General features: G+C 70.3%; 16 protein-coding genes, 1 tRNA gene and 3 pseudogenes. 10 read left to right on the top strand and 10 right to left on the bottom strand.

Annotated elements, in window-relative coordinates; genetic code table 11:
• Positions 1-1,542 carry an MFS transporter gene (locus ABZT12_RS13055; protein ID WP_356381956.1) on the bottom strand — a complete coding sequence of 514 codons (1,542 nt, stop codon included), beginning with the start codon at positions 1,540-1,542 and terminating at the stop codon, positions 1-3.
• A 144-nt stretch (positions 1,543-1,686) separates the two neighbouring features.
• Between ABZT12_RS13055 and ABZT12_RS13060 the strand changes: the two genes are divergently transcribed.
• Positions 1,687-2,652 carry a YafY family protein gene (locus ABZT12_RS13060; RefSeq protein ID WP_356381959.1) on the top strand — a complete coding sequence of 322 codons (966 nt, stop codon included), beginning with the start codon at positions 1,687-1,689 and terminating at the stop codon, positions 2,650-2,652.
• A 544-nt stretch (positions 2,653-3,196) separates the two neighbouring features.
• Here the strand turns inward: ABZT12_RS13060 and ABZT12_RS13065 are convergent.
• On the bottom strand, positions 3,197-4,195 hold the full coding sequence (locus ABZT12_RS13065; RefSeq protein ID WP_356381961.1) for a sigma-70 family RNA polymerase sigma factor: 999 nt from the start codon (positions 4,193-4,195) through the stop codon (positions 3,197-3,199).
• Between the two features lie 170 nt (positions 4,196-4,365).
• Between ABZT12_RS13065 and ABZT12_RS13070 the strand changes: the two genes are divergently transcribed.
• Entirely contained in the window at positions 4,366-4,896 is a 531-nt protein-coding gene (locus ABZT12_RS13070; RefSeq protein ID WP_356381964.1) for an N-acetyltransferase family protein, read from the top strand.
• A gap of 1 nt (position 4,897) precedes the next feature.
• On the opposite strand, the gene ABZT12_RS13075 is transcribed toward ABZT12_RS13070, so the two are convergent.
• On the bottom strand, positions 4,898-5,689 hold the full coding sequence (locus tag ABZT12_RS13075) for a class III extradiol ring-cleavage dioxygenase (protein WP_356381967.1): 792 nt from the start codon (positions 5,687-5,689) through the stop codon (positions 4,898-4,900).
• Between the two features lie 94 nt (positions 5,690-5,783).
• Here ABZT12_RS13075 and ABZT12_RS13080 point away from each other — a divergent pair, with 94 nt between their 5' ends.
• Positions 5,784-6,311 carry a MarR family transcriptional regulator gene (locus tag ABZT12_RS13080; RefSeq protein ID WP_356381970.1) on the top strand — a complete coding sequence of 176 codons (528 nt, stop codon included), beginning with the start codon at positions 5,784-5,786 and terminating at the stop codon, positions 6,309-6,311.
• Positions 6,312-6,444: 133 nt separating this feature from the next.
• Here ABZT12_RS13080 and ABZT12_RS13085 read toward each other — a convergent pair whose 3' ends face one another.
• Both ABZT12_RS13085 and ABZT12_RS13090 read right to left on the bottom strand, forming a co-directional pair.
• A complete protein-coding gene (locus tag ABZT12_RS13085; protein WP_356381973.1) occupies positions 6,445-7,992 on the bottom strand; it encodes an MFS transporter in 1,548 nt (515 codons plus the stop codon).
• Between the two features lie 141 nt (positions 7,993-8,133).
• Positions 8,134-8,778 carry a TetR/AcrR family transcriptional regulator gene (locus ABZT12_RS13090; RefSeq protein ID WP_356382357.1) on the bottom strand — a complete coding sequence of 215 codons (645 nt, stop codon included), beginning with the start codon at positions 8,776-8,778 and terminating at the stop codon, positions 8,134-8,136.
• A gap of 273 nt (positions 8,779-9,051) precedes the next feature.
• Here ABZT12_RS13090 and ABZT12_RS13095 point away from each other — a divergent pair, with 273 nt between their 5' ends.
• The 4 genes and pseudogenes from ABZT12_RS13095 to ABZT12_RS13110 form a co-directional block, all read left to right on the top strand.
• Complete coding sequence (locus ABZT12_RS13095; protein ID WP_356381975.1) at positions 9,052-10,329, top strand: M6 family metalloprotease domain-containing protein; 1,278 nt, start codon at positions 9,052-9,054, stop codon at positions 10,327-10,329.
• A 351-nt stretch (positions 10,330-10,680) separates the two neighbouring features.
• The gene (locus tag ABZT12_RS13100; protein ID WP_356381977.1) at positions 10,681-12,450 is read left to right on the top strand and encodes an IclR family transcriptional regulator C-terminal domain-containing protein; all 1,770 of its coding nucleotides are present in this window, start codon (positions 10,681-10,683) and stop codon (positions 12,448-12,450) included.
• A 90-nt stretch (positions 12,451-12,540) separates the two neighbouring features.
• Positions 12,541-12,613 (top strand) — tRNA-Arg (locus ABZT12_RS13105).
• A 92-nt stretch (positions 12,614-12,705) separates the two neighbouring features.
• Positions 12,706-12,863, top strand: a pseudogene (locus ABZT12_RS13110) (NAD(P)/FAD-dependent oxidoreductase); the annotation flags it as partial.
• Positions 12,864-12,948: 85 nt separating this feature from the next.
• Here ABZT12_RS13110 and ABZT12_RS13115 read toward each other — a convergent pair.
• From ABZT12_RS13115 to ABZT12_RS13125, 3 genes are all read right to left on the bottom strand, one after another.
• The gene (locus tag ABZT12_RS13115; RefSeq protein WP_356381980.1) at positions 12,949-14,367 is read right to left on the bottom strand and encodes a DUF234 domain-containing protein; all 1,419 of its coding nucleotides are present in this window, start codon (positions 14,365-14,367) and stop codon (positions 12,949-12,951) included.
• A 461-nt stretch (positions 14,368-14,828) separates the two neighbouring features.
• A complete protein-coding gene (locus tag ABZT12_RS13120; RefSeq protein WP_356381983.1) occupies positions 14,829-15,296 on the bottom strand; it encodes a type II toxin-antitoxin system VapC family toxin in 468 nt (155 codons plus the stop codon).
• Complete coding sequence (locus ABZT12_RS13125; RefSeq protein WP_356381986.1) at positions 15,286-15,555, bottom strand: type II toxin-antitoxin system prevent-host-death family antitoxin; 270 nt, start codon at positions 15,553-15,555, stop codon at positions 15,286-15,288. The genes ABZT12_RS13120 and ABZT12_RS13125 overlap by 11 nt, the downstream gene beginning before the upstream one ends.
• Positions 15,556-15,943: 388 nt before the next feature.
• Here ABZT12_RS13125 and ABZT12_RS13130 point away from each other — a divergent pair.
• Positions 15,944-16,514, top strand: a pseudogene (locus ABZT12_RS13130) (Uma2 family endonuclease).
• 253 nt (positions 16,515-16,767) lie between these two features.
• On the opposite strand, the gene ABZT12_RS13135 reads toward ABZT12_RS13130, so the two are convergent.
• Positions 16,768-17,484: a FadR/GntR family transcriptional regulator gene (locus ABZT12_RS13135; RefSeq protein ID WP_356381989.1), complete on the bottom strand. Its 717-nt coding sequence runs from the start codon at positions 17,482-17,484 to the stop codon at positions 16,768-16,770.
• Positions 17,485-17,676: 192 nt separating this feature from the next.
• Between ABZT12_RS13135 and leuA the strand changes: the two genes are divergently transcribed.
• Both leuA and ABZT12_RS13145 read left to right on the top strand, forming a co-directional pair.
• Complete coding sequence (leuA, locus tag ABZT12_RS13140) at positions 17,677-19,479, top strand: 2-isopropylmalate synthase (protein WP_356381992.1); 1,803 nt, start codon at positions 17,677-17,679, stop codon at positions 19,477-19,479.
• Positions 19,480-19,499: 20 nt separating this feature from the next.
• A pseudogene (locus tag ABZT12_RS13145) lies at positions 19,500-19,921 on the top strand (ATP-binding cassette domain-containing protein); the annotation flags it as partial.
• 439 nt (positions 19,922-20,360) lie between these two features.
• Here ABZT12_RS13145 and ABZT12_RS13150 read toward each other — a convergent pair.
• Positions 20,361-20,933, bottom strand: a complete 573-nt coding sequence (locus ABZT12_RS13150) for a hypothetical protein (RefSeq protein WP_356381995.1) — start codon at positions 20,931-20,933, stop codon at positions 20,361-20,363.
• Positions 20,934-21,227 lie beyond the last annotated feature (294 nt).

Raw genomic sequence — 21,227 nt, forward strand, 5'->3', positions numbered from 1 at the left:
TCAGCCGCGGCCCGACTCCGCCAGTTCCCTCTCCTCCTCCGGCAGCTCCCTCTCCTCCTCCGCCACCGGCGCCTCGGGTCCGGCCGCCGCGGGCCGCCGGGGCAGCGCGAACATGAGCAGGAAGATCACGCCCAGCACCCCGGCCACCCACCCCAGCGCGTGCTGGAAGGCGTGCACGAAGGCCGGCCCCACCTGTACCGGGGTCAGCCGGTCGCCGATCGAACCGAAGAAGACCACCGACACCAGGCCGAGCCCGAGCGCGTTGCCCATCTGCTGCACGGTGTTGATGAGTCCCGACGCCGAACCGGCGTGCTCGCGCGGCACCTCGGAGAGCACCGCGTCCGTCAGCGGGGCCACGATCAGGCCCATCCCCGCGCCCATCACGACCAGGGGGAGCGCCATCTGCCAAGGGGCGATGGAGAGGCCGTAGCGGTGGGCCTCCCAGATGTAGAGCAGGACGCCCGCCGCCATCACCAGCGCGCCCGCCTGGAGCACCTTGCGGCCGAAGCGCGGGACGAGCTGCTGGACGGACATCCCGGCCGCCACCGAGACGGCGATCGAGAACGGCACCCCGGTCAGCCCGGCCCGCAGCGGGCTCCAGCCGAGCCCGATCTGCATGTACAGCGTCCACACCAGGAAGAAGACGCCAAGGCTCACCCCGAACACCGTCTGCACCGCTATGCCCGCCGCGAAGCTCTTCACCCGGAACAGTTCCAGCTCCACCAGCGGCGACCCGTCCCGCGCGGCCTTGCGGCGCTCGTACGCCACCAGCGCGCCGAAGACGACGAGCGCGCCGGCCATCGACCCGTAGCCCCACAGCGGCCAGCCCAGCTCACGGCCGCGGGTGAGCGGGTAGAGCAGCATCAGCAGGCCGAGGGTGACGAGCGCGACGCCGACGAGGTCCAGCTTGAGGGCGCGCGGGGCCCTGGACTCGGTGATGAAGCGGCGGCCGAGGACGAGCGCGGCGACACCGACGGGGAGGTTGATGAGGAAGATCGGGCGCCATTCGAGGCCGAACAGGTTCCACTCGGTGAGCAGGGCGCCGAGCAGCGGCCCGGAGACGGCGCCCAGGCCGACGATCGCGCCGAAGAGACCGAAGACCTTGCCGCGCTCGTGCGCCGGGAAGGTGGCGTGCACGATCGACAGGACCTGCGGCACCATGAGCGCCGCCATACCGCCCTGGAGGATGCGCGAGGCGACCAGCATCTCCGGGTTGGCGGCGAAGCCGCAGAGCGCGGAGGCGAGGGTGAAACCGCCGATGCCGACGAGGAAGAGCCGCTTGCGGCCGTGGATGTCGCCGAGCCGCCCGCCGGTGATGAGGCCGGCGGCGAAGGCGAGCGCGTAGCCGGCCGTGATCCACTGGATCTGGCCGAAGGTGGCGCCCGCGTCCCGCTGTATCGAGGGGATGGCGATGTTGACGATCGTCACGTCGACGAGGTCCATGAAGGCCGCGGTCATCACGATCGCGAGGGCGAACCAGCGACGCCGGTCGGCCGCGCCGGCCCCGGCCGGGCTGTCCGCGAGGGTTTCGGTGGAGGTCATGCCGGAAGGCTAGGTCCGCATTAGGCCAGACCGTGTCCTAGATCTACGGCATCCTCGAATCCGTAAGACGTGTGGAAGCCCGCGGAACCCGCGGAAGTCGGCGGACTTCCTGGAGGACGCCCGGCCCGTGACGACGGAGGACTCATGACGACGGACACCCCGGCCCGGCTGCTCCAGTTGCTCTCGCTGCTCCAGACGCCCCGCGAGTGGCCGGGCGCCGAGCTGGCCGGGCGGCTCGGGGTCTCGCGCCGCACCGTCCGCCGGGACATCGACCGGCTGCGCGAGCTCGGCTACCCCGTGCGGGCCACGCTGGGGGCCGACGGCGGCTACCGTCTGGTCGCGGGCAAGGCGATGCCGCCGCTCGTGCTCGACGACGAGGAGGCCGTCGCGATCGCCGTCGGACTGCGCGCGGGGGCCGGCCACGCGGTCGAGGGTGTGGACGAGGCCTCGGTCCGTGCGCTGGCCAAACTGGAACAGGTGCTGCCCTCCCGGCTGCGCCACCGCGTCTCCACCCTCCAGGCCGCGACGACCCACCTGACCAGCGGGGACGGCGCGAGCATCGCCCCGGAGACGCTCACCGTGATGGCCTCCACGGTCGCCGGACGGGAGCGGCTGCGGTTCGCCTACCGCGCGGGCGACGGCACCGCCTCCCGCCGCCTGACCGAGCCCTACCGGCTCGTCTCCACCGGCCGCCGCTGGTACCTCGTCGCCTACGACCTCGATCGCGACGACTGGCGTACGTTCCGGGTCGACCGGGTGAGCGATCCCTTCGCCACCGGTGTGCGCTTCACCCCGCGCGAGCTGCCGACGGGGAGCGCCGCGGAGTACCTGCGCCAGTCGATGCACAAGCGCCAGGAGACGTACGCGTTCTCGGTGACCTTCGCCGCGCCCGCCGAGGTCATCGCGGCCCGGGTGCCGCACTGGCTCGGCACCCCCGAACCCCTCGACGACCACACCTGCCGCCTGCGGGCCACGACGGGCGACGCCGTGCCCTGGCTGGCGGTCCGCCTCGCGATGCTGGAACACGAGTTCACGGTGGAGGAACCGGCGGAACTGGTGCGGTACGTAAAGGAGTTGGGCGACCGGCTGCTCCGGGCGACGAGCACCTGAAGCGCGGTCCCGGCACCGGGGCACGCGATACGGGGACGCGGCGCGGGCGCGGGGCACCCGGTGCCGGGATGCGGTGCCGGGGGTGGGGCCGCTCTCGTCGGCAAACCATGCCCCTGTGGCACAATCTGCCGTCCGGCGGGCCACCCCGGAGTTCAGGTACGGGGTGCCCCGCCCTTCACGCGTCTGCCCGCCCCGCTTCCCTGCCCCTGGTTCCTGTTTCGGCTCCCCGCTCCGAAAAAAGAGAGCCGGGCCCCGGCGCCTGGGGGGGGTAGGCGCCGAGGCCCGACTCGGGGAGAGTCCCGGCGCCGGGGGGGTAGCGACGGGACTTGGTTTTTGGGGGTCACGGGGCGGGGGCCCCGGACGGGAACTGCCGGGGTGGACTCGGAGGTCTTGTTCCCTGAGCTTCGCAGGTTGAAGCGCCGTCCCACAGCCATGTTCGCGCGGGGTTCGGCCAACCGGCGTACGCGGGCAGGGGACGGAGTACGCCACCCGGCGTACTCCGGGGTGACGGGCGCCCCCGTGTACCCCGGCTCCGCGCTCCCGGTCAGGCCGCCGCGTCGAACCCGGTCTGGTGGGCCAGCTTCTTCAGCTCCAGAAGGGCGTGCTTCTCGATCTGGCGGATGCGCTCGCGGGTCAGACCGTGCTCCTTGCCGACCTCGGTCAGGGTGCGCTCGCGGCCGTCGTCGATGCCGTAGCGCATCTTGATGATGGAGGCGGTGCGCTGGTCGAGGCGGCCGATCAGGTCGTCCAGTTCCTCGCTGCGCAGCAGGGTCAGGACGGACTGTTCGGGCGAGACCGCGGAGGTGTCCTCCAGCAGGTCGCCGAACTGGGTCTCGCCCGCGTCGTCGATCCCCATGTTCAGCGAGACCGGGTCACGGGCCCAGTCCAGTACGTCCGTCACGCGCTCCGGCGTCGAGGCCAGCTCGGTGGCTATCTCCGCGGGCTCCGGCTCCCGCCCGTGCTCGCGGTTGAACTCGCGCTGCACGCGCCGGATCCGGCCCAGCTCCTCCACCAGGTGGACGGGGAGCCGGATGGTCCGCGACTGGTCCGCTATCGAACGGGTGATGGCCTGACGGATCCACCAGGTGGCGTACGTCGAGAACTTGAAGCCCTTGCGGTAGTCGAACTTCTCGACCGCGCGCACCAAGCCCGCGTTGCCCTCCTGGATGAGGTCGAGCAGGGGCAGACCGCTGCGCGGGTAGCGCCGGGCGACCGCCACGACCAGACGGAGGTTGGAGCGGATGAAGACGTCCTTGGCCCGCTCGCCCTCGGCGATCAGGGCCTCAAGCTCCTCATGGGAGGCGTCCGCCTTCGACTCGGCCGTCCCGTCGAGGAGTTGGCGGGCGAAGACGCCCGCCTCGATGGTCTGGGACAGCTCGACTTCCTTGGCGGCGTCGAGCAGGGGTGTCCGCGCTATCTCGTCGAGATACATGCCGACCAGGTCGCGGTCGGCGATTTCGCCGCCATGGGCGCGAACACTGCGTGCCCCGTCGGAGGTCTCGCCGGTGGCGGACGTACGACGGGCGACGGCACGGGTTGCCATGCGTGCTCCCTTGCGATGGTAGGTCAGCAGGTGTTCGTCGGATGGTTCGGCACTGTCCTCGTGTGCCCGCATCTGATGGGAACAACGACTGGAATCCGGACAGAATTCCCCACCCGCTCCCCTATTTTTCTGATCTTGCAGTACCCTGTCCGGCCACAAGGGGGGAAGCGATGCGGTCGGAACACGTGGACGTGCAGGTCAGACCGGGGGTCGAGGGTGACCTCGAAGCCCTCACCGACCTCTACAACCACTACGTGCGCGAGACGCCCATCACCTTCGACACGGCCGTCTTCACGCCGGAGGAGCGCCGGCCCTGGCTGCTCTCCCACCCTGAAGACGGGCCGTACCGGCTGATGGTTGCCACGCGGCGGCTTCTCCCAGGCAACTCACAGCGAATCCTCGGCTACGCCACCTCCAGCCCCCACCGGCCCAAGGCCGCCTACGCGACCTCGGTGGAGGTCACCGTCTACGTCGCCCCGGACGCCGTGGGCCGCGGTGTCGGCACGCTCCTCTACACGGCCCTGTTCGCCGCGCTGGCCGGCCAGGACCTGCACCGGGCGTATGCGGGCATCACGCAGCCCAACGAAGCGTCCACGCGGCTGCATGAACGCTTCGGGTTCCGGCCTGTCGGCATCTACCGGGAGGTGGGCCGCAAGTTCGGCCGCTACTGGGACACCGCCTGGTACGAGAAGGAGCTGTAGCTCAGCCGAACTGCACCGACCGCTTGGCCATGCCCAGCCAGAAGCCGTCGATCACGGAGCGCTGCGCGTCCAGTTCGCCGGCGGCCTCCGCCGCGCCCATGGTCACGAAGAGCGGGGCGAAGTGCTCGGTGCGGGGATGGGCGTAGCGGCCGGCCGGGGCCTTGTGCAGGAAGTCGAGCAGGCCGTCCCAGTCGCGGGCCTCCAGCGCGCGCCTGCCCCAGTCGTCGAACTCCGCCGACCAGCTCGGCACCCCGCCGCCGGTGTGGCGCAGCGCGGCGAGGTTGTGGGTGAAGAAGCCGGAGCCGACGATCAGCACGCCCTCGTCGCGCAGTGGCGCCAGCCTGCGGCCGATCTCCATCAGCTTCGCGGGGTCGAGGGTGGGCATCGAGATCTGGAGGACCGGGATGTCGGCGGCCGGGAACATCTCGACGAGCGGGACGTACGCCCCGTGGTCGAGGCCGCGGTCCGGGACGTCCTGCACGGGTATGCCCGGGGCGCGCAGCAACTTCCGTACGGATTGGGCGAGTTCGGGGGCTCCGGGGGCGCCGTAGGTCACCTGGTAGTAGTGCTCGGGGAATCCCCAGAAGTCGTACACGAGCGGGACGGGCTCGGTGGCGCCGAGGGCGAGGGGGGCTTCCTCCCAGTGGGCGGAGACCATGAGGATCGCCTTGGGGCGCGGGAGCGCGGCGGACCAGGCGGCGAGTTCGCCGGGCCAGACCGGGTCGTCGGCGAGGGGCGGCGCGCCGTGGCTGAGGTAGAGGGCGGGCATGCGCTCCGGCGCGGTGGCGGACATGACGTTCTCCTCATGCTTGAACTCTCAACTTCCCTGTCGGAGCATACGCCGCGTTTGTTTAACCTTCAAGGAGAACGCTCGTACAGTGGGGTCCATGAACACGGCACCGGCCTCCACCGAAGAAGCGGCACCCGCCGCGGAACCCCGCTGGCTCACCGCCGAGGAGCAGCGCGTCTGGCGCTTCTACCAGCACGCCACCACGCTCCTCGACGACCACCTCGACCGCCAGCTCCAGCGCGACGCGGGGATGCCGCACATCTACTACGGCCTGCTAGTCCAGCTCGCCGAGGCCCCGGAGCGCCGACTGCGGATGACCGAGCTGGCGAGGGACGCCAAGATCACCCGCTCGCGCCTCTCGCACGCCGTCGCCCGCCTGGAGAAGAACGGCTGGGCGCGCCGCGAGGACTGCCCCTCCGACCGGCGCGGCCAGTTCGCGGTGCTGACGGACGAGGGCGAGCGGGTGCTGCACCGCAGCGCGCCGGGCCATGTGAGCGCCGTACGGCAGGCGCTGTTCGCGCGGCTGACCCCGGAACAGCGGAAGTCCCTCGGCGAGATCATGGAGATCATCGCCGAGGGACTTCAGCCGAACGAAGCGGGTGCGGACCTGCCCTGGCTCCGCTGAGCCGCTCGCCCGGCGGGCCGGGGCAGGTCCCGGAGGCCGTACGTACGGAGCGTCCCCTCCCCGTACGTACGGGCGGTACCGGTGGTGCTGGTCGTGCGAAGGACCACGAAGGGGTACGGCCGGACGCCCTCCGTCAGTGGGCGACCACCGGGATCGGCAGCTCCTCCTCGGCGCCCTCACCGGAGGCGACGACCGGGCCGGAGCCCTGCTTGCCGGCGGTGACGAGGACCGAGACGATCACCGAGGCCGCCACCAGCATGCCGACGGCGAACCAGATGGCGTTGGTGTAGCCGTGCACCTGACCCTGGAGCTGGACCAGCTGCGCCTGGGTCTTGGACGTCGCGCCGCCGATGTGGTCCTTGATGTACGCGGTCGTCGCGGAGGCGGCGATCGTGTTCAGCAGGGCGGTGCCGATCGCGCCGCCCACCTGCTGCGAGGTGTTGACCATCGCGGAGGCGACACCGGCGTCCCGGGGCTCGACGCCCAGGGTGGCCAGGGACATCGCCGGCATGAAGGCCGTACCCATGCCGAGACCGAGCAGCAGCATCGCCGGCAGGATCGTCGAGGCGTACGACGAGCCGATCTCCAGGCGCGTCATCAGCAGCATGCCGACGGCGGCGACCAGGAAGCCGGGGCCCATCAGAAGCCGGGCCGGCAGCCGGGTCATCAGGCGGGTGCCGATCTGGGTGGAGCCGATCATCATGCCCACGATCATCGGCATGAAGGCGAAGCCGGTCTTGATGGGCGAGAAGCCCTTCACGACCTGGAGGTAGTACGTGAGGAACAGGAACGTGCCGAACATCGCGATGATGGCGATACCGAGCGAGAGGTAGATCCCGCCGCGGTTGCGGTCGGTTACCACGCGCAGCGGCAGCAGCGGGGCCTTGACCTTGGCCTCGGTGACGACGAAGGCGATCAGCAGCACCGCGGAGGCGACGAACAGGCCGACGGTGATCGAGTCGCCCCAGCCGTCGGACGCGGCGCGGGTGAAGCCGTAGACGAGGGAGACCAGGCCGAGGGTGGAGAGCAGGACGCCCGGGATGTCGAGGGGGTTGCGGTTGCGGCCGCCCTCGGGCTCACGGATGACGAAGTAGGCGCCGGCCGCCGCGATGATCGCGAACGGGATGTTGACGAAGAACGTCCAGCGCCAGTTCATGTACTCGGTCAGCACACCGCCGAGGATGAAGCCGACGGCGCCGCCGCCACCGGCGATCGCACCGTAGATGCCGAACGCCTTGGCGCGCTCCTTGGCATCCGTGAACATGACGGCGAGCAGGGAGAGCGCGGCGGGCGCGAGCAGTGCGCCGAACGCGCCCTGGAGGGCACGGGCGCCGAACATCATCGCGCCGGAGGTCGCCATGCCGCCGAGCGCGGAGGCGGCGGCGAAGCCGGTCAGACCGACGACGAAGGCACGCTTGCGCCCCCACAGGTCGGCTATCCGGCCGCCGAAGAGCAGCAGTCCGCCGAAGGCCAGGGCGTAGGCGGTGACGACCCACTGCCGGTTGCCGTCGGTGATGCCGAGGTCCGCCTGGGCGGACGGCAGGGCGATGTTCACGATGGTCGCGTCGAGCACGACCATCAGCTGGGCGAGCGCGATGAAGGCGAGCGCCTTCCACCGGTTGGAATGGGCGTCGGAGGCCTTGTCGGGAGCGCCTGGGACGCTACGGGCTGTTTCAGACATGGGTGTACCCACTTCGGGACTTCGTGACGGAAAAAGGGTGTGACCGGGGACGGCTCGTCTACGACGACGAGAGCCGGAGGTCTGTCAGTAAGTAAGGGAAAGCTTGCTGGTGAGACGGCCGTGAAGTGCCGGACTGGTCGGTCAGGGCTGCCGGAGGTCCTCCATCGTCGCCGCCGTGCCGGGCAGGACCGAGCGGGCCGGGGCCCGCAGTCCGTCCAGGAACAGCTGCAGGTGTCGGTGTACGAAGCGGTCGGCGCTGAGGCATCCGGTGCCGGCCGGGGGCCGGCTGAGCTGGGCCACGGCGACCATCAGGTCGCCGACACCCACGTCGGACCGGAGTTGCCCGGCCGTCCTCGCCCGGTCCATGACCTCGTCGATGAGCTGCTCGACGCGCTCGCGCGCCGCTTCGAGGTCCGGATGGTACTGGTCGAACGTGCTGGAGATCATCGGGCACAGCGCGCTGATCCGCTCGTCGGCGGAGACGTGCACGAAGCGCTCCAGAGCGGCGAAGGCGTCACCGGTCTCGGCGAGCGCCTGCTCCGCCGCCTCCGACGTGCGGTCCATGACCGAGCAGACGACCTCGCGGACGAGGGCGTCACGGTCGGGGAAGTTCCGGTACAACGTGGCGTTGCCGACGCCGGCCCGGCGGGCGATCTCGTCGAGCGGCACGTCCGGCCCGAACTCGACGAACATCTCGCGGGCGGCGGTGACGATCCGCTCCCGGTTGCGCAAAGCGTCGGCGCGCGGCCGGGTCACCTTTCGCTGTACGGGGGTGGCGGTCGACACGGTGTACTCCTCGGGCTGCTGGGGCGATCCGGGGATCAGCTCCCCGTTTCGCTCGGACACAGGGCTAAACGGGGAAACGATCCCCGGTTATTTCCCGCTCTCGGAAATAATCACCGTGACCTGGGTCACACCCTCCGCCGGCCCCTCCCCTGCCCCCTCGCGGGAACCACACGGTCGGTCTCCCCCAGCGCGCGCCCGGCCACCCCACGACACAGGGTGATCGGAAGGGTGCAGTCGGAGACCGGCGGCTGCCGCGGCGCGAAGGGTCCCTGCATGCAGCCCAGCCGTCGGATACGCCCCCGCCGCGTGGCCGCCCTCGCGTCCGTGACCGTCCTGACCCTGGCGCTCAGCACCTCGGCGGGAACCGGACGCCTCACCCCGGGCTCCACGACGGCGGCGGGCCCCGTCGCGCCCACCCACACCTCCGCACTCGGCCCCTGCAAGATCAACGGTCCCGCCGACGTCCAGATGTCCGAGGGCATCCCCACACCCGGCGGCTACTCCCGCTCCACCGGCACGGTCCACGCCCTGACCCTGATGGTCGACTTCTCCGACGCCCCCGGCGCGGGCGCCGCCCTGGACCGCTACCGCGAGTTCTTCCCCAAGACCCAGCAGTGGTTCCGCACCAGCTCCTACGGCCGCCTCGACTACCGCCCCGAGACCCCGGTCACGCACTGGCTGCGCATGCCCAAGCCGTTCCGCGCGTACGGCATAGAACGCGGCGCCCCCTTCGAACCCGGCTACCGGCGCCTGGTCCAGGACATCGTGGCCGCGGCCGACCCGGAGGTCGACTTCCGCCGCTACGACCTGCTCAACGTCCTGGTCACCCCGAACGCGGGACCCTCCGCGCTGGACACGGTCCTGTCCGTCACCTTCGCCGGCAACCCGGACGCACCCGTGGCGGACGGCGTCCCCGTGGCCAACGCCTCCTTCATCTACTCCCGCCAGGACGACGGCTCCGGCTCCTACTCCCGGACCGGCTACCGCGTCCTGCCCCACGAGAACGGCCACGTCTTCGGCCTGCCCGACCTCTACACCCAGGACGGCGGCGGCTCGGTCGGCCACTGGGACATCATGAGCGAGGACTGGGGCGCCGACAACGACTTCCTCGGCTGGCACAAGTGGAAACTCGGCTGGCTGGACCCCACCCAGGTGAGCTGCGCGTCCGGCCCCGGCCCCGCCGAGTACACCCTGACCCCGCTGGAACGCCCCGGCGGCCCGAAGCTCGTCATCGTCCCCATCGACCGCCGCACCGGATACGCCCTCGAACTCCGCACCCACGAGGGCAACGACGAGTCCGTCTGCCGCCCCGGCATCCTCATCTACAAGGTCGAGGCCGACATCGACACCGGCCGCGGCCCCATCAGGGTCTACGACGCCCACCGCGACAGCGGCGGCTGCACCCGCGGCCCCAACATCCAGGCCGAACTCTCCGACGCACCGTTCACCCCGGGCGAGACGTTCCGGGACCCCCACTCGGGAATCCAGGTCACGGTGACAGGCACGGACCAGTCGGGCAACTACCGGGTGACGGTGGGACGGGGGTGGTGAGGGGGGGCGGGAGCGGGGCGGGGGGCGGGGCGCGAGGCAGGACACGGAGAAGCCAGACGGGGCGGGGCGGGGACGCTAGGCGGGGCGGGGCGAGGACGGGAGGCGGGGAACGGAGGCGGACGGACGAAGGTGGGCGGACGAAGGCGGGGACGCGAGGGCGGGGAACGGAGGCCGGGACGGGGATCGGGCCGGGGACGAGGACGGGACGCGGGGACGCGAGGCGGAGGACGGGGGGCGGGGGCGAGAACGCGAGGCGGGTAACCGAGGCGGGGGCGAGAACGCGAGATGGGACCGGGCGACCAAGGCGCGGGCTTACGGTAAGCCTGCCGAGATCGCCGTACCGGAGAGCCGATGCCCGCCGACCCCCAGACCGATACCGCTGCCGATGCCCGCACGGACGCCCGCACAGACGTCGACACGGATGCCGGGACCCAGGCCGCCGGGACAGAGGCCGCCGGCGGCACCGCACCGGAGGTGTCCGTGCCGCCCGCCGAGGCGGTCACCCCGCTGCTCCGCGGAATCGCCGTGCTACGCCAACTGACCGCCGCGGACGGCATGTTGAGCCTTAGCGGACTGGAACGGGCCACCGGTCTCGCCCGTTCCACCGTCGACCGGATCACCGCGACCCTGGCCCGCATGGGATACGTACGGCTGGACGGCCGGGACGCGGTACTCACCCCGCGCGTGATGGAACTCGGCAACGCCTACCTGGCCGCCCTGCGCCTGCCCGCCCTCCTGGACGCGCGCGCGGACGCCCTCGCCGACGAACTCGACGAGTCGGTCTCGCTGGCGGTCGCCGACCGCGACGGCATCCGGTTCATCCACCAGGCGACCCGGCGCCGCGCGATGTCCCTCAGCTTCCGCATCGGGGACCTCCTCCCGGCCGAACGCACCGCCCCCGGCGCACTGTTCGCGACGGAGTGGACCCCGGCCGACTGGCACCGCTGGCGGGCACGCCGGACGAAGGACCCCGAGAACCGCGGCTTCCCGACCGTACCCCCACGCGAACTCCCGCCCCGGGGAGGCGACTTCGAGCGCCTGGTCGACCAGGCCCGCGAGGACGGCTGGACTCTCGACGACCAGCTGATCGAACCGGGCCTGGTCGCCGTGTCGGTACCGGTACGCCACCCGCGTACCGGACGGATCGTCTGCGCCGCGAACGTGGTCAGCCACACCAGCAGGCACACGGCCGACGGCCTGCGCACCACCCTGCTGCCCCGCCTGCGGTCGGCCGTGCGGGCGATGGAGGCGGACCTGCGCGAGGCACCCCCGGCGACACCCGTCACCCCGTCCGGCCTCGCGACCTGGACAAGCGCCTCCAAGCTCGAACTGGGCCGGGAGTTCATCGAATCCCTCGCCCGCGGACTCACCGTCCTGACCGCCTTCGGCGAGGGCCGCGACACCCTGACCCTGACGGAGGTCGCGACAGCGACAGGCCTGGCCCGAGCGACCGCCCGCCGAGCCCTGATCACCTACGAACACCTCGGCCTGGTGACCCCGGCCGGCGACCGTCGCTTCGCCCTGACCCCCCGGGTCCTCTCCCTCGGCTTCCCACCCCTGTCCCGTACGACCCTCCCCGAGATCGCCACCCCCCACCTCGCCGCCCTCACCGCCCGCATCCACGAGTCGGCGTCCCTGGCGGTCCTCACCGGCCCGGAGATCCAGTACACGGCCCGGGTCGCCACGAACCGGGTGATGAGCGTGAACATCGCCGTCGGCACCCGCCTCCCCGCCCACGCCACCTCCCCGGGCCGCGTCCTCCTGGCCCACCGCCCACCCCCCGAACGCCAACACCTCCCCATTGAGCCCGAGTTGCTCGCCCCCTTGACCCCGCACACGGTGACAGACCCGGCCCACCTGACCGCCCTGCTGAACACCGTCCGCACCCAGGGCTACGCCTTGGTCGACGAGGAGTTGGAGGAGGGCCTCCGCTCGATCGCCGTCCCGGTCCACGACCGCACGGGCCACGTCGTCGCCGCCCTCAACGCCACCACCCACGCCGCCCGCCGCACCCCCGAGGAGTGCGTCCAGGACATCCTCCCCGCCCTCCTCGAAACAGCGGGACGGGTAGAGGCAGACCTACGCGTGGCAGGCCGGTTCACCCGAGTCCCGCCCTCCTGACCCCCACCCAACCCCGGCCGCCCCAGCACAGCCACCCGCTACACTGTCAGCGGTGACACGGCCACAACCCACCCACGTCACCAAAACCCCGCCTTCGTAGCTCAGGGGATAGAGCACCGCTCTCCTAAAGCGGGTGTCGCAGGTTCGAATCCTGCCGGGGGCACAACGCTTTACCGCTCTGACCTGGGGTTTATCCCTCAGGGAGGGCTTCTATTCGGCCTCGGACGACGCGTCCGGAGCCGTTTGCGTGAGCGGAAGGACGTTCTCGTCGAGGGTGTCGGCACGGTGCCGAGGCCGCGGTGGACCTGTCCGAGGCCGGCTCGGCCCGGGTACGGCTGACGGTCCGTGGCATGCTGAACATCGTGCGCCGGTCGACGGCGGGGCGACCCGCGCAGGCGACCAACATCCGGGTGCACTTCTGCTCCTCAGTTGCGTCCAGGCCGACCCGGATCCGACCGGCAGGCCGTACGCCTCGGTCCAACATGTATCCCGGCATGCTCAGGAGGACCACGCCGCGAGGAGTTCCGCCGGTCCGTACGCAGCGTCGAGCCCCGAACAGTCGGTCCCGCTGCGCGAGACAGCGATCACAGGCACAGGATCAGGCGTGAGCGCGGCGCGGTGTCGGTGCAGCGCCGCGAGATCGTGCCGGTCGAACGGGGAGTTCTCCAGCCACTTCACCGAGCCGACGAACAACAGCTCCTTGGCGATCGGCGCCCGGTCCGCTCCCACGACGTCGATCTCGACGTCGTGGGTACGGGTCCAGTAGCCGCCGACGGCGGGGGCCGCGGGGAGGTTCGCATCGGGCAGCAGCCGTGCCAGCGCCTCACGCACCAGAGGTTCAACGGCCCTGCCACGCCAACTGGTCCAGTTTTCCCGGATGCGCCGCAGCGTCAGGTCACCCCTGCCCCGCTCAATCTCCTCCATCGCCGGACCCAAGAGCTTCAGCCAGAATCGGAGATAGGGATCCGCAACCCGGTAGCGACGATCCTTCGAAGGCCGCGTGGACACGGGCAGCTCCGCCGCGATCACCCGCTTATCCGCAAGGATCCCCAGCGACCGCTGCAGCGGGGTCGCCCCGATCCCGCCCGCGGCGCGAGCAATATTGGAAAACGTCCGCTCACCGCTGCCGATCGCCGAGAGGACGGTGCGGGCTTGCACCTGCTGGGGGAACTCTGCAGCAAGCGAGCGCTCCGCCGACACCAGCAAGGCCGAAACCGGATCACTGAGCGCCTCCCGCAGGAACTCCCACATCCCGGCACCGTGCGCCCACTCCGCACAGATCAGAGGCAGCCCACCGGTGATCAAGGCCGCGTCGAAAGCCGAGGCAGGTTCGAGGCCAAGCATCTCGCCCACCTCCGCCGGGTTGAGCGGACCCAGCACCATCTCCCGTCCGCGCTGGTGGAACGGGCGTCCATAGCTGTTCAGCGCCTCCATCATCGACAGGTCGGAACCGATGAGTACCAGCAGAACCGGCTTCTTCTCCAGCACTCGGTCCCAGGCCCGCTGAAGCATGCCCTCGAAGGCGCTCTGCGCATCCATCAAATAGGGCACCTCGTCCATGACCACAACACTCGCCCGGTCGTGCGGAAGTGCCGCCGCCAGCACGTCGAAGGCCGCATCCCAACTCGCCGGGCGGGCCGCGGACAGCAGATTCGCCAGCGGAAGGCTGGATGACTGCGCATCCTGGCCGAGCCGTTCCAGGTCCGCCCCCGGCGACGCCCCTGTGGCGGCATAGAAGAGGAACGGCGCACCGGACCTCTCGGCGAACCGCTCCACCAACCGCGACTTACCCACCCGGCGGCGCCCTCGAAGCATCACGCAGCGCCCGGGCCGCTCCCCACCGACCCCGGCCGTCACCTTGCCCAGCTCTCGGTCCAGCGTCTCGAGCTCGTGACGCCTGCCCACGAAATCTGCCACGTCGCCGCCTTCTCGGGTTGCCTAAATTCCTCACTGATACTAACATTGCAGTTAGCAACATATATGTTAGTGACAGAGGATGACTCGGAAGGGTTCTTCCTGTCCCGGTACACCCACGGGAGAAAATCGACCTTCGGGCCCCGCAGCACGCTTGCCCCTTGAACACCCCAGGACCGCCGGATGCGTGAGCGGCGCGTGAGCGGACTACGCGACAGGAGCCACCCTGATCCGGAGGGGCGGCCGTGCTGCGGAGTACTGACCAGGCAGAAGAGCACCACGCGTCAGAGATTCGATCCCGCTCCTAAAGCGGGTGGCGCAGGTTCGAATCCTGCCGGGGGCACAGCAGCCGTGGACCGGTTCGAAGGGCTTACTCCCCCGGATCGGCCCTGCTGCGCGAATACGCCTGCGCCGATTTCTGACCAGGAAGTCCGTTGTGTTCCTACCGAGCCGGCGCCCTGCCGTCAGCCTTCGTGGGGCACCTTCGGACGGGTGACCGGTACGACGGTAAGCAGGTCGTCCAGCCCTTTGAAATCGTCGGGGTTGGTGGTGAAGAGGGGAAGGTCCTCGGCCACAGCGATAGCGGCGATCATCAGGTCGGCCACCCGGCGGCGCGGCTTGCGGCCCGCACTGATCACCGCGGCACAGATGCGACCGTAGATGCGGGCCGCGTCGGTGTCGAAGGGGATGGGGTCGAACTCGTGCTCAGCGCGTTGCAAGACGTCGAGCCTGCGGGCGCGTTCGGCGTGTTCGTCGTAGCCGCTGTGCTCGTCGTTGCGACGGACCTCGTGCGGGCCGGCGGACAACTCGGCCAGCGTGATGGCCGTGATCGCCATTTCGTCCGGTAGCTCCTCAGGGACCACCCACCGGCGCAAAATCATGATGTTGGTGTCGAGGAGGCCCTGCTCGTACATGGAGCGGTCAGTGCGCATATGGATCATCCAGGTAGGTGTCGGCCGTGGCCTCCTGGTCGGCGCGGAACGCGTCGAGGTCGGTGTCGGGCGCGGTCCTGGACATCGCGGCGAACTCCTGGCGGGAGACGAACCGACGGCGTCGGCGCAGCGGGACGAGCTGACCGATCGGGTGTCCGTCACGGGTGACGGTGAACGACTGGCCACCCTGTATGGCGTCCATGATCTCGCGGGACCGGTTACGCAGATCCCGTTGGGTGATTTCGGGCTGAACGCTCATACCACCCACGGTAGCACCCGGTGCTACCAGGTAGCACTCCGAGTACTCCCTGTTGGAAGCCTTGCGCCGACAAGCCTTCGACCCTGAGCGCAGAGAGCGATTAGGGCAGGCCCTGCATTCGTCACGGGCAGCCCAAACATCGCGAACAGGTACGGACCGCTGAGCGGCATCGGCCAGGGCACTCTGAACCGACTCGGTGGTGCCGCTCGTCTCTTCCGATCCCCCGGTGACGAGTCCACCGCGCCGGTTTCTCGCTTGTCGTGGGCTCGCCGGTCGCTGCCGGGCGGCGGGGAGGGGGCGTATGCGAGATCAGCGTGCCGGACCGTGGCGGACAGTACGCTGAATCCAGCAGGATCGGGCCCGCGGCACAGTGTCCGGGAGGTGCTTCATGACAGCCGAGATGGTGGCCCCGGCATGGATGCATGAGCAGATCACGGCGGAGGAGTACGAGTCCTGGTCCGAGGAGCAGTGCGCCGGTATCGAGATCGTGGACGGGATGGTCGTTGTCAGCCGTCCGAGTGCGTGGCAAGCGGCACAGCCGGTTGGCTCGGATTCTGGCGAACGGCCTGGATGCCGCGGCGGGCCGGGAGTGGAACGCCGACACGGACTTCGACGTCCGGTTGCTGGACGTCCCGCTCACCAATCGCCGCCCGGACGTCGTCGTGTACCGCGCAGACATGATCGACATCGCCCCTACCCGTCCTGAGCACGTGCTGCTGGTCGCGGAGGTGGTGTCGCCGGGCTCGGAGACCACTGACCGGATCGTGAAGGTCGACCAGTACGCCAAGGCAGGCATCGGCTTCTACTGGCGGATCGAGCAAGCCGCGACAGGCGTCCCTCTTGTGTACACCTACGTTCTCGATCCCGCGACGAAGACCTACCGGGACGGAGACGTGCTCACCGGCGTCCTCAAGGTAGCGGCCCCCTTCCCGGTGGAGATCGACCTCGGCCAGATCTGACCTTGCGCTGCTTCGCAGTCGGCGGCGCGTGAGCGATGCGTGAGCGATGCGTGAGCGGACGGCCCGACACAGGGCGGCATCAGCCGGATCAAGTCCAAGGCGCGGCAGTCGGCGCCGGCCGGACAGGGAAGGACCCGTTACAGCGGATCCGGCGGATCGGTGGATCGGCGTCCGTCGGGCATGACCACGTTCCACGTCCCTTGATTGACAGGGGACGGGGGACGGGGGACGGGAACCGGAACGGCGGGCGACGTCAGAGGGAGTGGAGCAGGGCCAGAGTCTGTTCGAGCTCGTCCCGTAGGGCGCGTCCGGCTGCCTCGGCGTTCCCTTGTACGACGGCGTTGATCAGTGCGGTGTGGCCTTCGTCGCCGTGGTTCGGATCGTCGGAACGCAGGTCGAGCAGGTCGACCAGATCGAGTAGCCGTCGTTTCAGCACGGGGACGAACTCGGTGAACATGCCGGTGAGCACCGGGTTGTGTGCTGCGGCGACCACGGCCTCGTGCAAGGCGATGTCGGCCTCGACGAACGCGGCGTTGCCCGAGTTGCTGGGGTTGCTGGGGCTGCCGGAGTTCGCAGCCTCCCTACGTCTCGCCAGAGCATCGTGCAGCGCGGCGATGTCGTCGTCGGTGCGGCGCTGCGCGGCCAACCGCGCGGCCTCGACTTCTACGAGCATCCGGACCTCGTAGACATCGGTGATGGCCGCCTGTCGGAGCCGGGTGGCCCAGTCCTCCCTGGGCTTGGTCGCGATGACGAAGACACCGGCGCCCTGGCGTGCCTGCACCAGCCCGGCGCCGGCCAGTGCCCGCAGAGCTTCCCGAACAGTGGAGCGCCCCACACCGAGGGACTTGGCCAGGGTGGTCTCGCCGGGGAGCTTCGTCCCGACGGGCCATTCACCTCCGGTGATCTGTTCGCGCAAGTGCTCTGTGGCCTGCTCGACCAGAGGGGACGGCCGCAAGGCACCTAGTGACATGAGAGCTTCACTTTCCCGCGTCGCACTACTCAGGTTGTCTGAGGAGCTGAGTTGTCGCTACTGTACCCGCATGCTGCTGCGCGAGCGTCTTCTTCTCGGCTGCCGCTGCGGGGCCTGACCCGACCGGCACCCCGCAGCGGGGTACCGGGCTGCGCCGGTCGACGTACGGCCGACTGAAAGAAGTTCCGCACGATGGCTTCCTCCTTCCGGAGCGCGGCGGCGTTCCGCACCCTGCGCACTCCCTCCGGTGACATCCCGGCGGACTCACCCCGCTGGAATCCCCAGCGCCCGAGCGCGATGCCCCATCACCGCTACCGGCCGGTGGAGCAGCGGGTCGCCCTGCCCCTGACGGACCGGACCTGGCCGTCTCGGCGGCTCGAGCGGGCCCCGCTGTGGGTGCCGGTCGACCTGCGCGACGGCAACCAGGCGCTGGCCGAGCCGATGGACACCGAGCGCAAGCGCCGGATGTTCGACCTCCTGGTCACCATGGGCTTCAAGGAGATCGAGGTGGGTTACCCCTCGGCCAGCCGAACCGACTTCGACTTCGTACGTCACCTGGCCCGCAGCGGCGCTGTCCCCGATGACGTGACCGTCTCCGTGTTCACCGCGGCGCGCCGGGACCTGATCGACCGGACCATCGCCTCCGTCGAAGGACTCCCCCGCACCCTCGTCCACCTCTACACCGCGACCGCGCCCACGTGGCGGGACGTGGTCCTGAGCCGCTCCCGGGCCGAGCTCCACGTGCTGATCCGGGACGCCGCCACCTACCTGATGCGGCGTGCCGAAGAACGGCCGGGTGCCGACATCCGCTTCGAGTTCTCCCCGGAGGTCTTCAACCTCACCGAGCCGGACTTCGTCCTGGACGTGTGCGACAGCCTGACCGAGCTGTGGGAGGCGAGCCCGGACCGGCCGGTGGTGCACAACCTGCCGGCAACGGTGGAGATCGCCACCCCCAATGTCTACGCGGACCAGATCGAGTACATGGACCGTCACCTGGCGCGCCGCGAGTCCGTGATTCTGTCGGTCCACCCGCACAACGACCGCGGCACCGGCGTCGCCTGTGCCGAACTCGCCGTCCTGGCAGGCGCGCAGCGCGTGGAGGGCTGCCTGTTCGGCAACGGTGAGCGCACCGGGAACGTCGACCTGGTGACCCTGGCGCTGAACCTGTACGCGCAGGGCGTGAACCCGATGATCGACTTCTCCGACATCGACGCGGTGCGCGAGGTGGTGGAGTACTGCAACCGGCTGCCGGTCCACCCCCGCCACCCCTACGGGGGCGATCTCGTGCACACGGCCTTCTCCGGCACCCACCAGGACGCCATCGCCAAGGGCATGGCCCACCACGCCGAGCAGGCCGCCGAGAAGGGGCTCCCCGTCGAGGATGCCCCGTGGAACGTGCCGTATCTGCCCATCGACCCGGGCGACATCGGGCGTACGTACGAGGAGGTCATCCGCATCAACTCCCAGTCCGGCAAGGGGGGCATCGCCCACCTCCTGCGCACCCACCACGGACTGGACCTGCCCCGGACGATGCGCCCGGACTTCTCCCGCGCGGTCCAGCACGTCACCGACGCGACCGGTCAGGAGCTGTCCCACAAGGAGTTGTGGGAGCTCTTCCGTACCACGTACGTCACTCCGGCACTGGACGGCCCGGTCACCCTGGCGTCCTGGAGCGCCACGGAACCCGCCCCCGGCGAGCACCAGTTGACCTGCACGTTGCGCATCGGCGGAGAGGAACGCTCATGCCAGGGCGCCGGAAACGGGCCGCTGTCCGCGCTCGCGGACGCGCTCCGGGGTGCCGGCGTCACCGTCGACATCCTCAACTACGCGGAGCACGCGACCGGTTCGGGGCCGGGCAGCCCTGCCGTCGCCTACGTCGAGGGCCGTGTGGACGAGGTCACCTGCTGGGGAGTGGGCTGGGACACCTCGGTCCTGACCGCGTCGGTCCACGCGGTCATGTCTGCCGTGAACCGTTCCGGGCGGGTCTCCTCGTGAGCACGACCCCGGTACTGCGCCTGGAAGGCGTGGATGTCGTCCGCGACGGGAACCCGACCCCGCGCGAGGTGTCGCTGACCGTACGCGCCGGTGAGCACTGGGCGCTGCTCGGCGCCAACGGGGCGGGCAAGAGCACCCTGCTCAGTCTCCTCGGGGCGCTCGCGCCGACCCTGTCCCAGGGGGACAGGGGGAACAGGGCCGTGCACTGATCGCTCGTGCCCTCATGCCCGGTCCGCGACTGCTGCTGCTCGAGGAACCCGCGACCGGCCTGGACGTCGCCGGCCGCGAGCAGCTCATCGAGCGGATCGCCACGCTTCAGCACACCTGCCCGGAGCTCGCGTCGGTCCTGGTCACCCACCACCTGGAGGAGCTGCCTCCGAGGACGACCCATGTGCCGCTGCTGTGCGACGGGCGTTGCCTGGCGTCGGGACCCGCCGACGAGCGATGCGCTTCAGCTCCACCTCGCGGGGCGCGCGGCTCGCCCGGCTGCTCGCCGGGCAGCGGTTCGACGCGTGGGGCATCACCTACGCCTGCGACGCGCACCATGCGCTGACGCCGATCGTCGCCGAGCTCGCCGCCAACGCCGTTCGACACGGCCGGGTCCCCGGCCGCGGCTTCCGTCTCGCGTTGGCCACCGGCGCCACGACCGAACGGATCGAGGTCACCGACACCCGTACCAAAGGCGGACCGGTCGCAGAAAGCGCCCACAGACCTCAGCGACACCGGCCGGGGCCTGCTCCCCGGTGGAGCACCTCGCCGACCGCTGGGACTGGCACCCCCGCCCCGACGGCCCGGGCAAGACGGTGTGGGCGGAGTGCGTCCTGCCGGCGGGAGGCTGACCGGCCGCAGCGCCCTCGCGCCCACGCGACGGGTGCCGCGCTCTATGCCACCACCCCGAGGGAGCGGAGCGTACCCGGTGCGACGGGGACCCCTTCCAGCTCGTCGGCCAGGCGGAGCGCATGGTCGGCAATGATCAGGTCACGGGGGGCTTCCGGGATGTCATCGCCGATGTCTCGGAGGAAACCCGCGATGCGCCACCACGAGTAAAAGACCGTGCCCCCGGTACGGGCGACCGGTTCCGGGAAGTCTCCCGGGCCCCGCTGTCCCCGGGAGAGCTGCACCAGGGACTGCCGTGACCGCCCGCAGCGTTGCGCGGCATCTCCGAGGGTGACCATGTCGTCGTGGTGGACCCCGACGGCGTGCAGTCCCGGGATCAGCCTGATGTCCCGGGAGACCTGCGCGATGGCTTCCAGAAGCGTTGGTGCCTCGACGTCGCATACCAACTCCCTGAGTTCTGCGGCGTCCGGGCTGAGCGAGGGGATCCGCTCCGGGGGCTGAGGGCCGAGAACGTACGACACGGATCCATCGGCGAAGGCGTCGCAGTGGTCGAAGGCATCGGCCTGCTCAGGGGTGAGGGCCTGATTGAGCCGGAGGGTGAAATTCCACTCGGGCATGGTCGCGCTCCTTTCAGTGCTGATGCACCGTGACGAACCTATCGATGCGCTTCGCCTCGTTCCCGGGATTCCTGGGCGTGCCGGACACGGCGAGGCGCACTCCGCAACCACAGCAGACCACCCATCCCCAGCGGTGGCCGTTCTCGTCTGCGATCACGCGGCAACCGGCCTTCCGGGCTCGGTCCAGGGCGGCGGCGACATCGCCGTCCTGGTGCCTTCCTTTGGAAATCAACAGGCCAACCTAACTGGGTGTTGCGCATCTGCAACATTACTCGATGAAGGGGTGACGCGCAC

It is taken from the genome of Streptomyces sp. NPDC005423 (assembly GCF_040606415.1).
Taxonomy (GTDB): Bacteria; Actinomycetota; Actinomycetes; order Streptomycetales; family Streptomycetaceae; genus Streptomyces.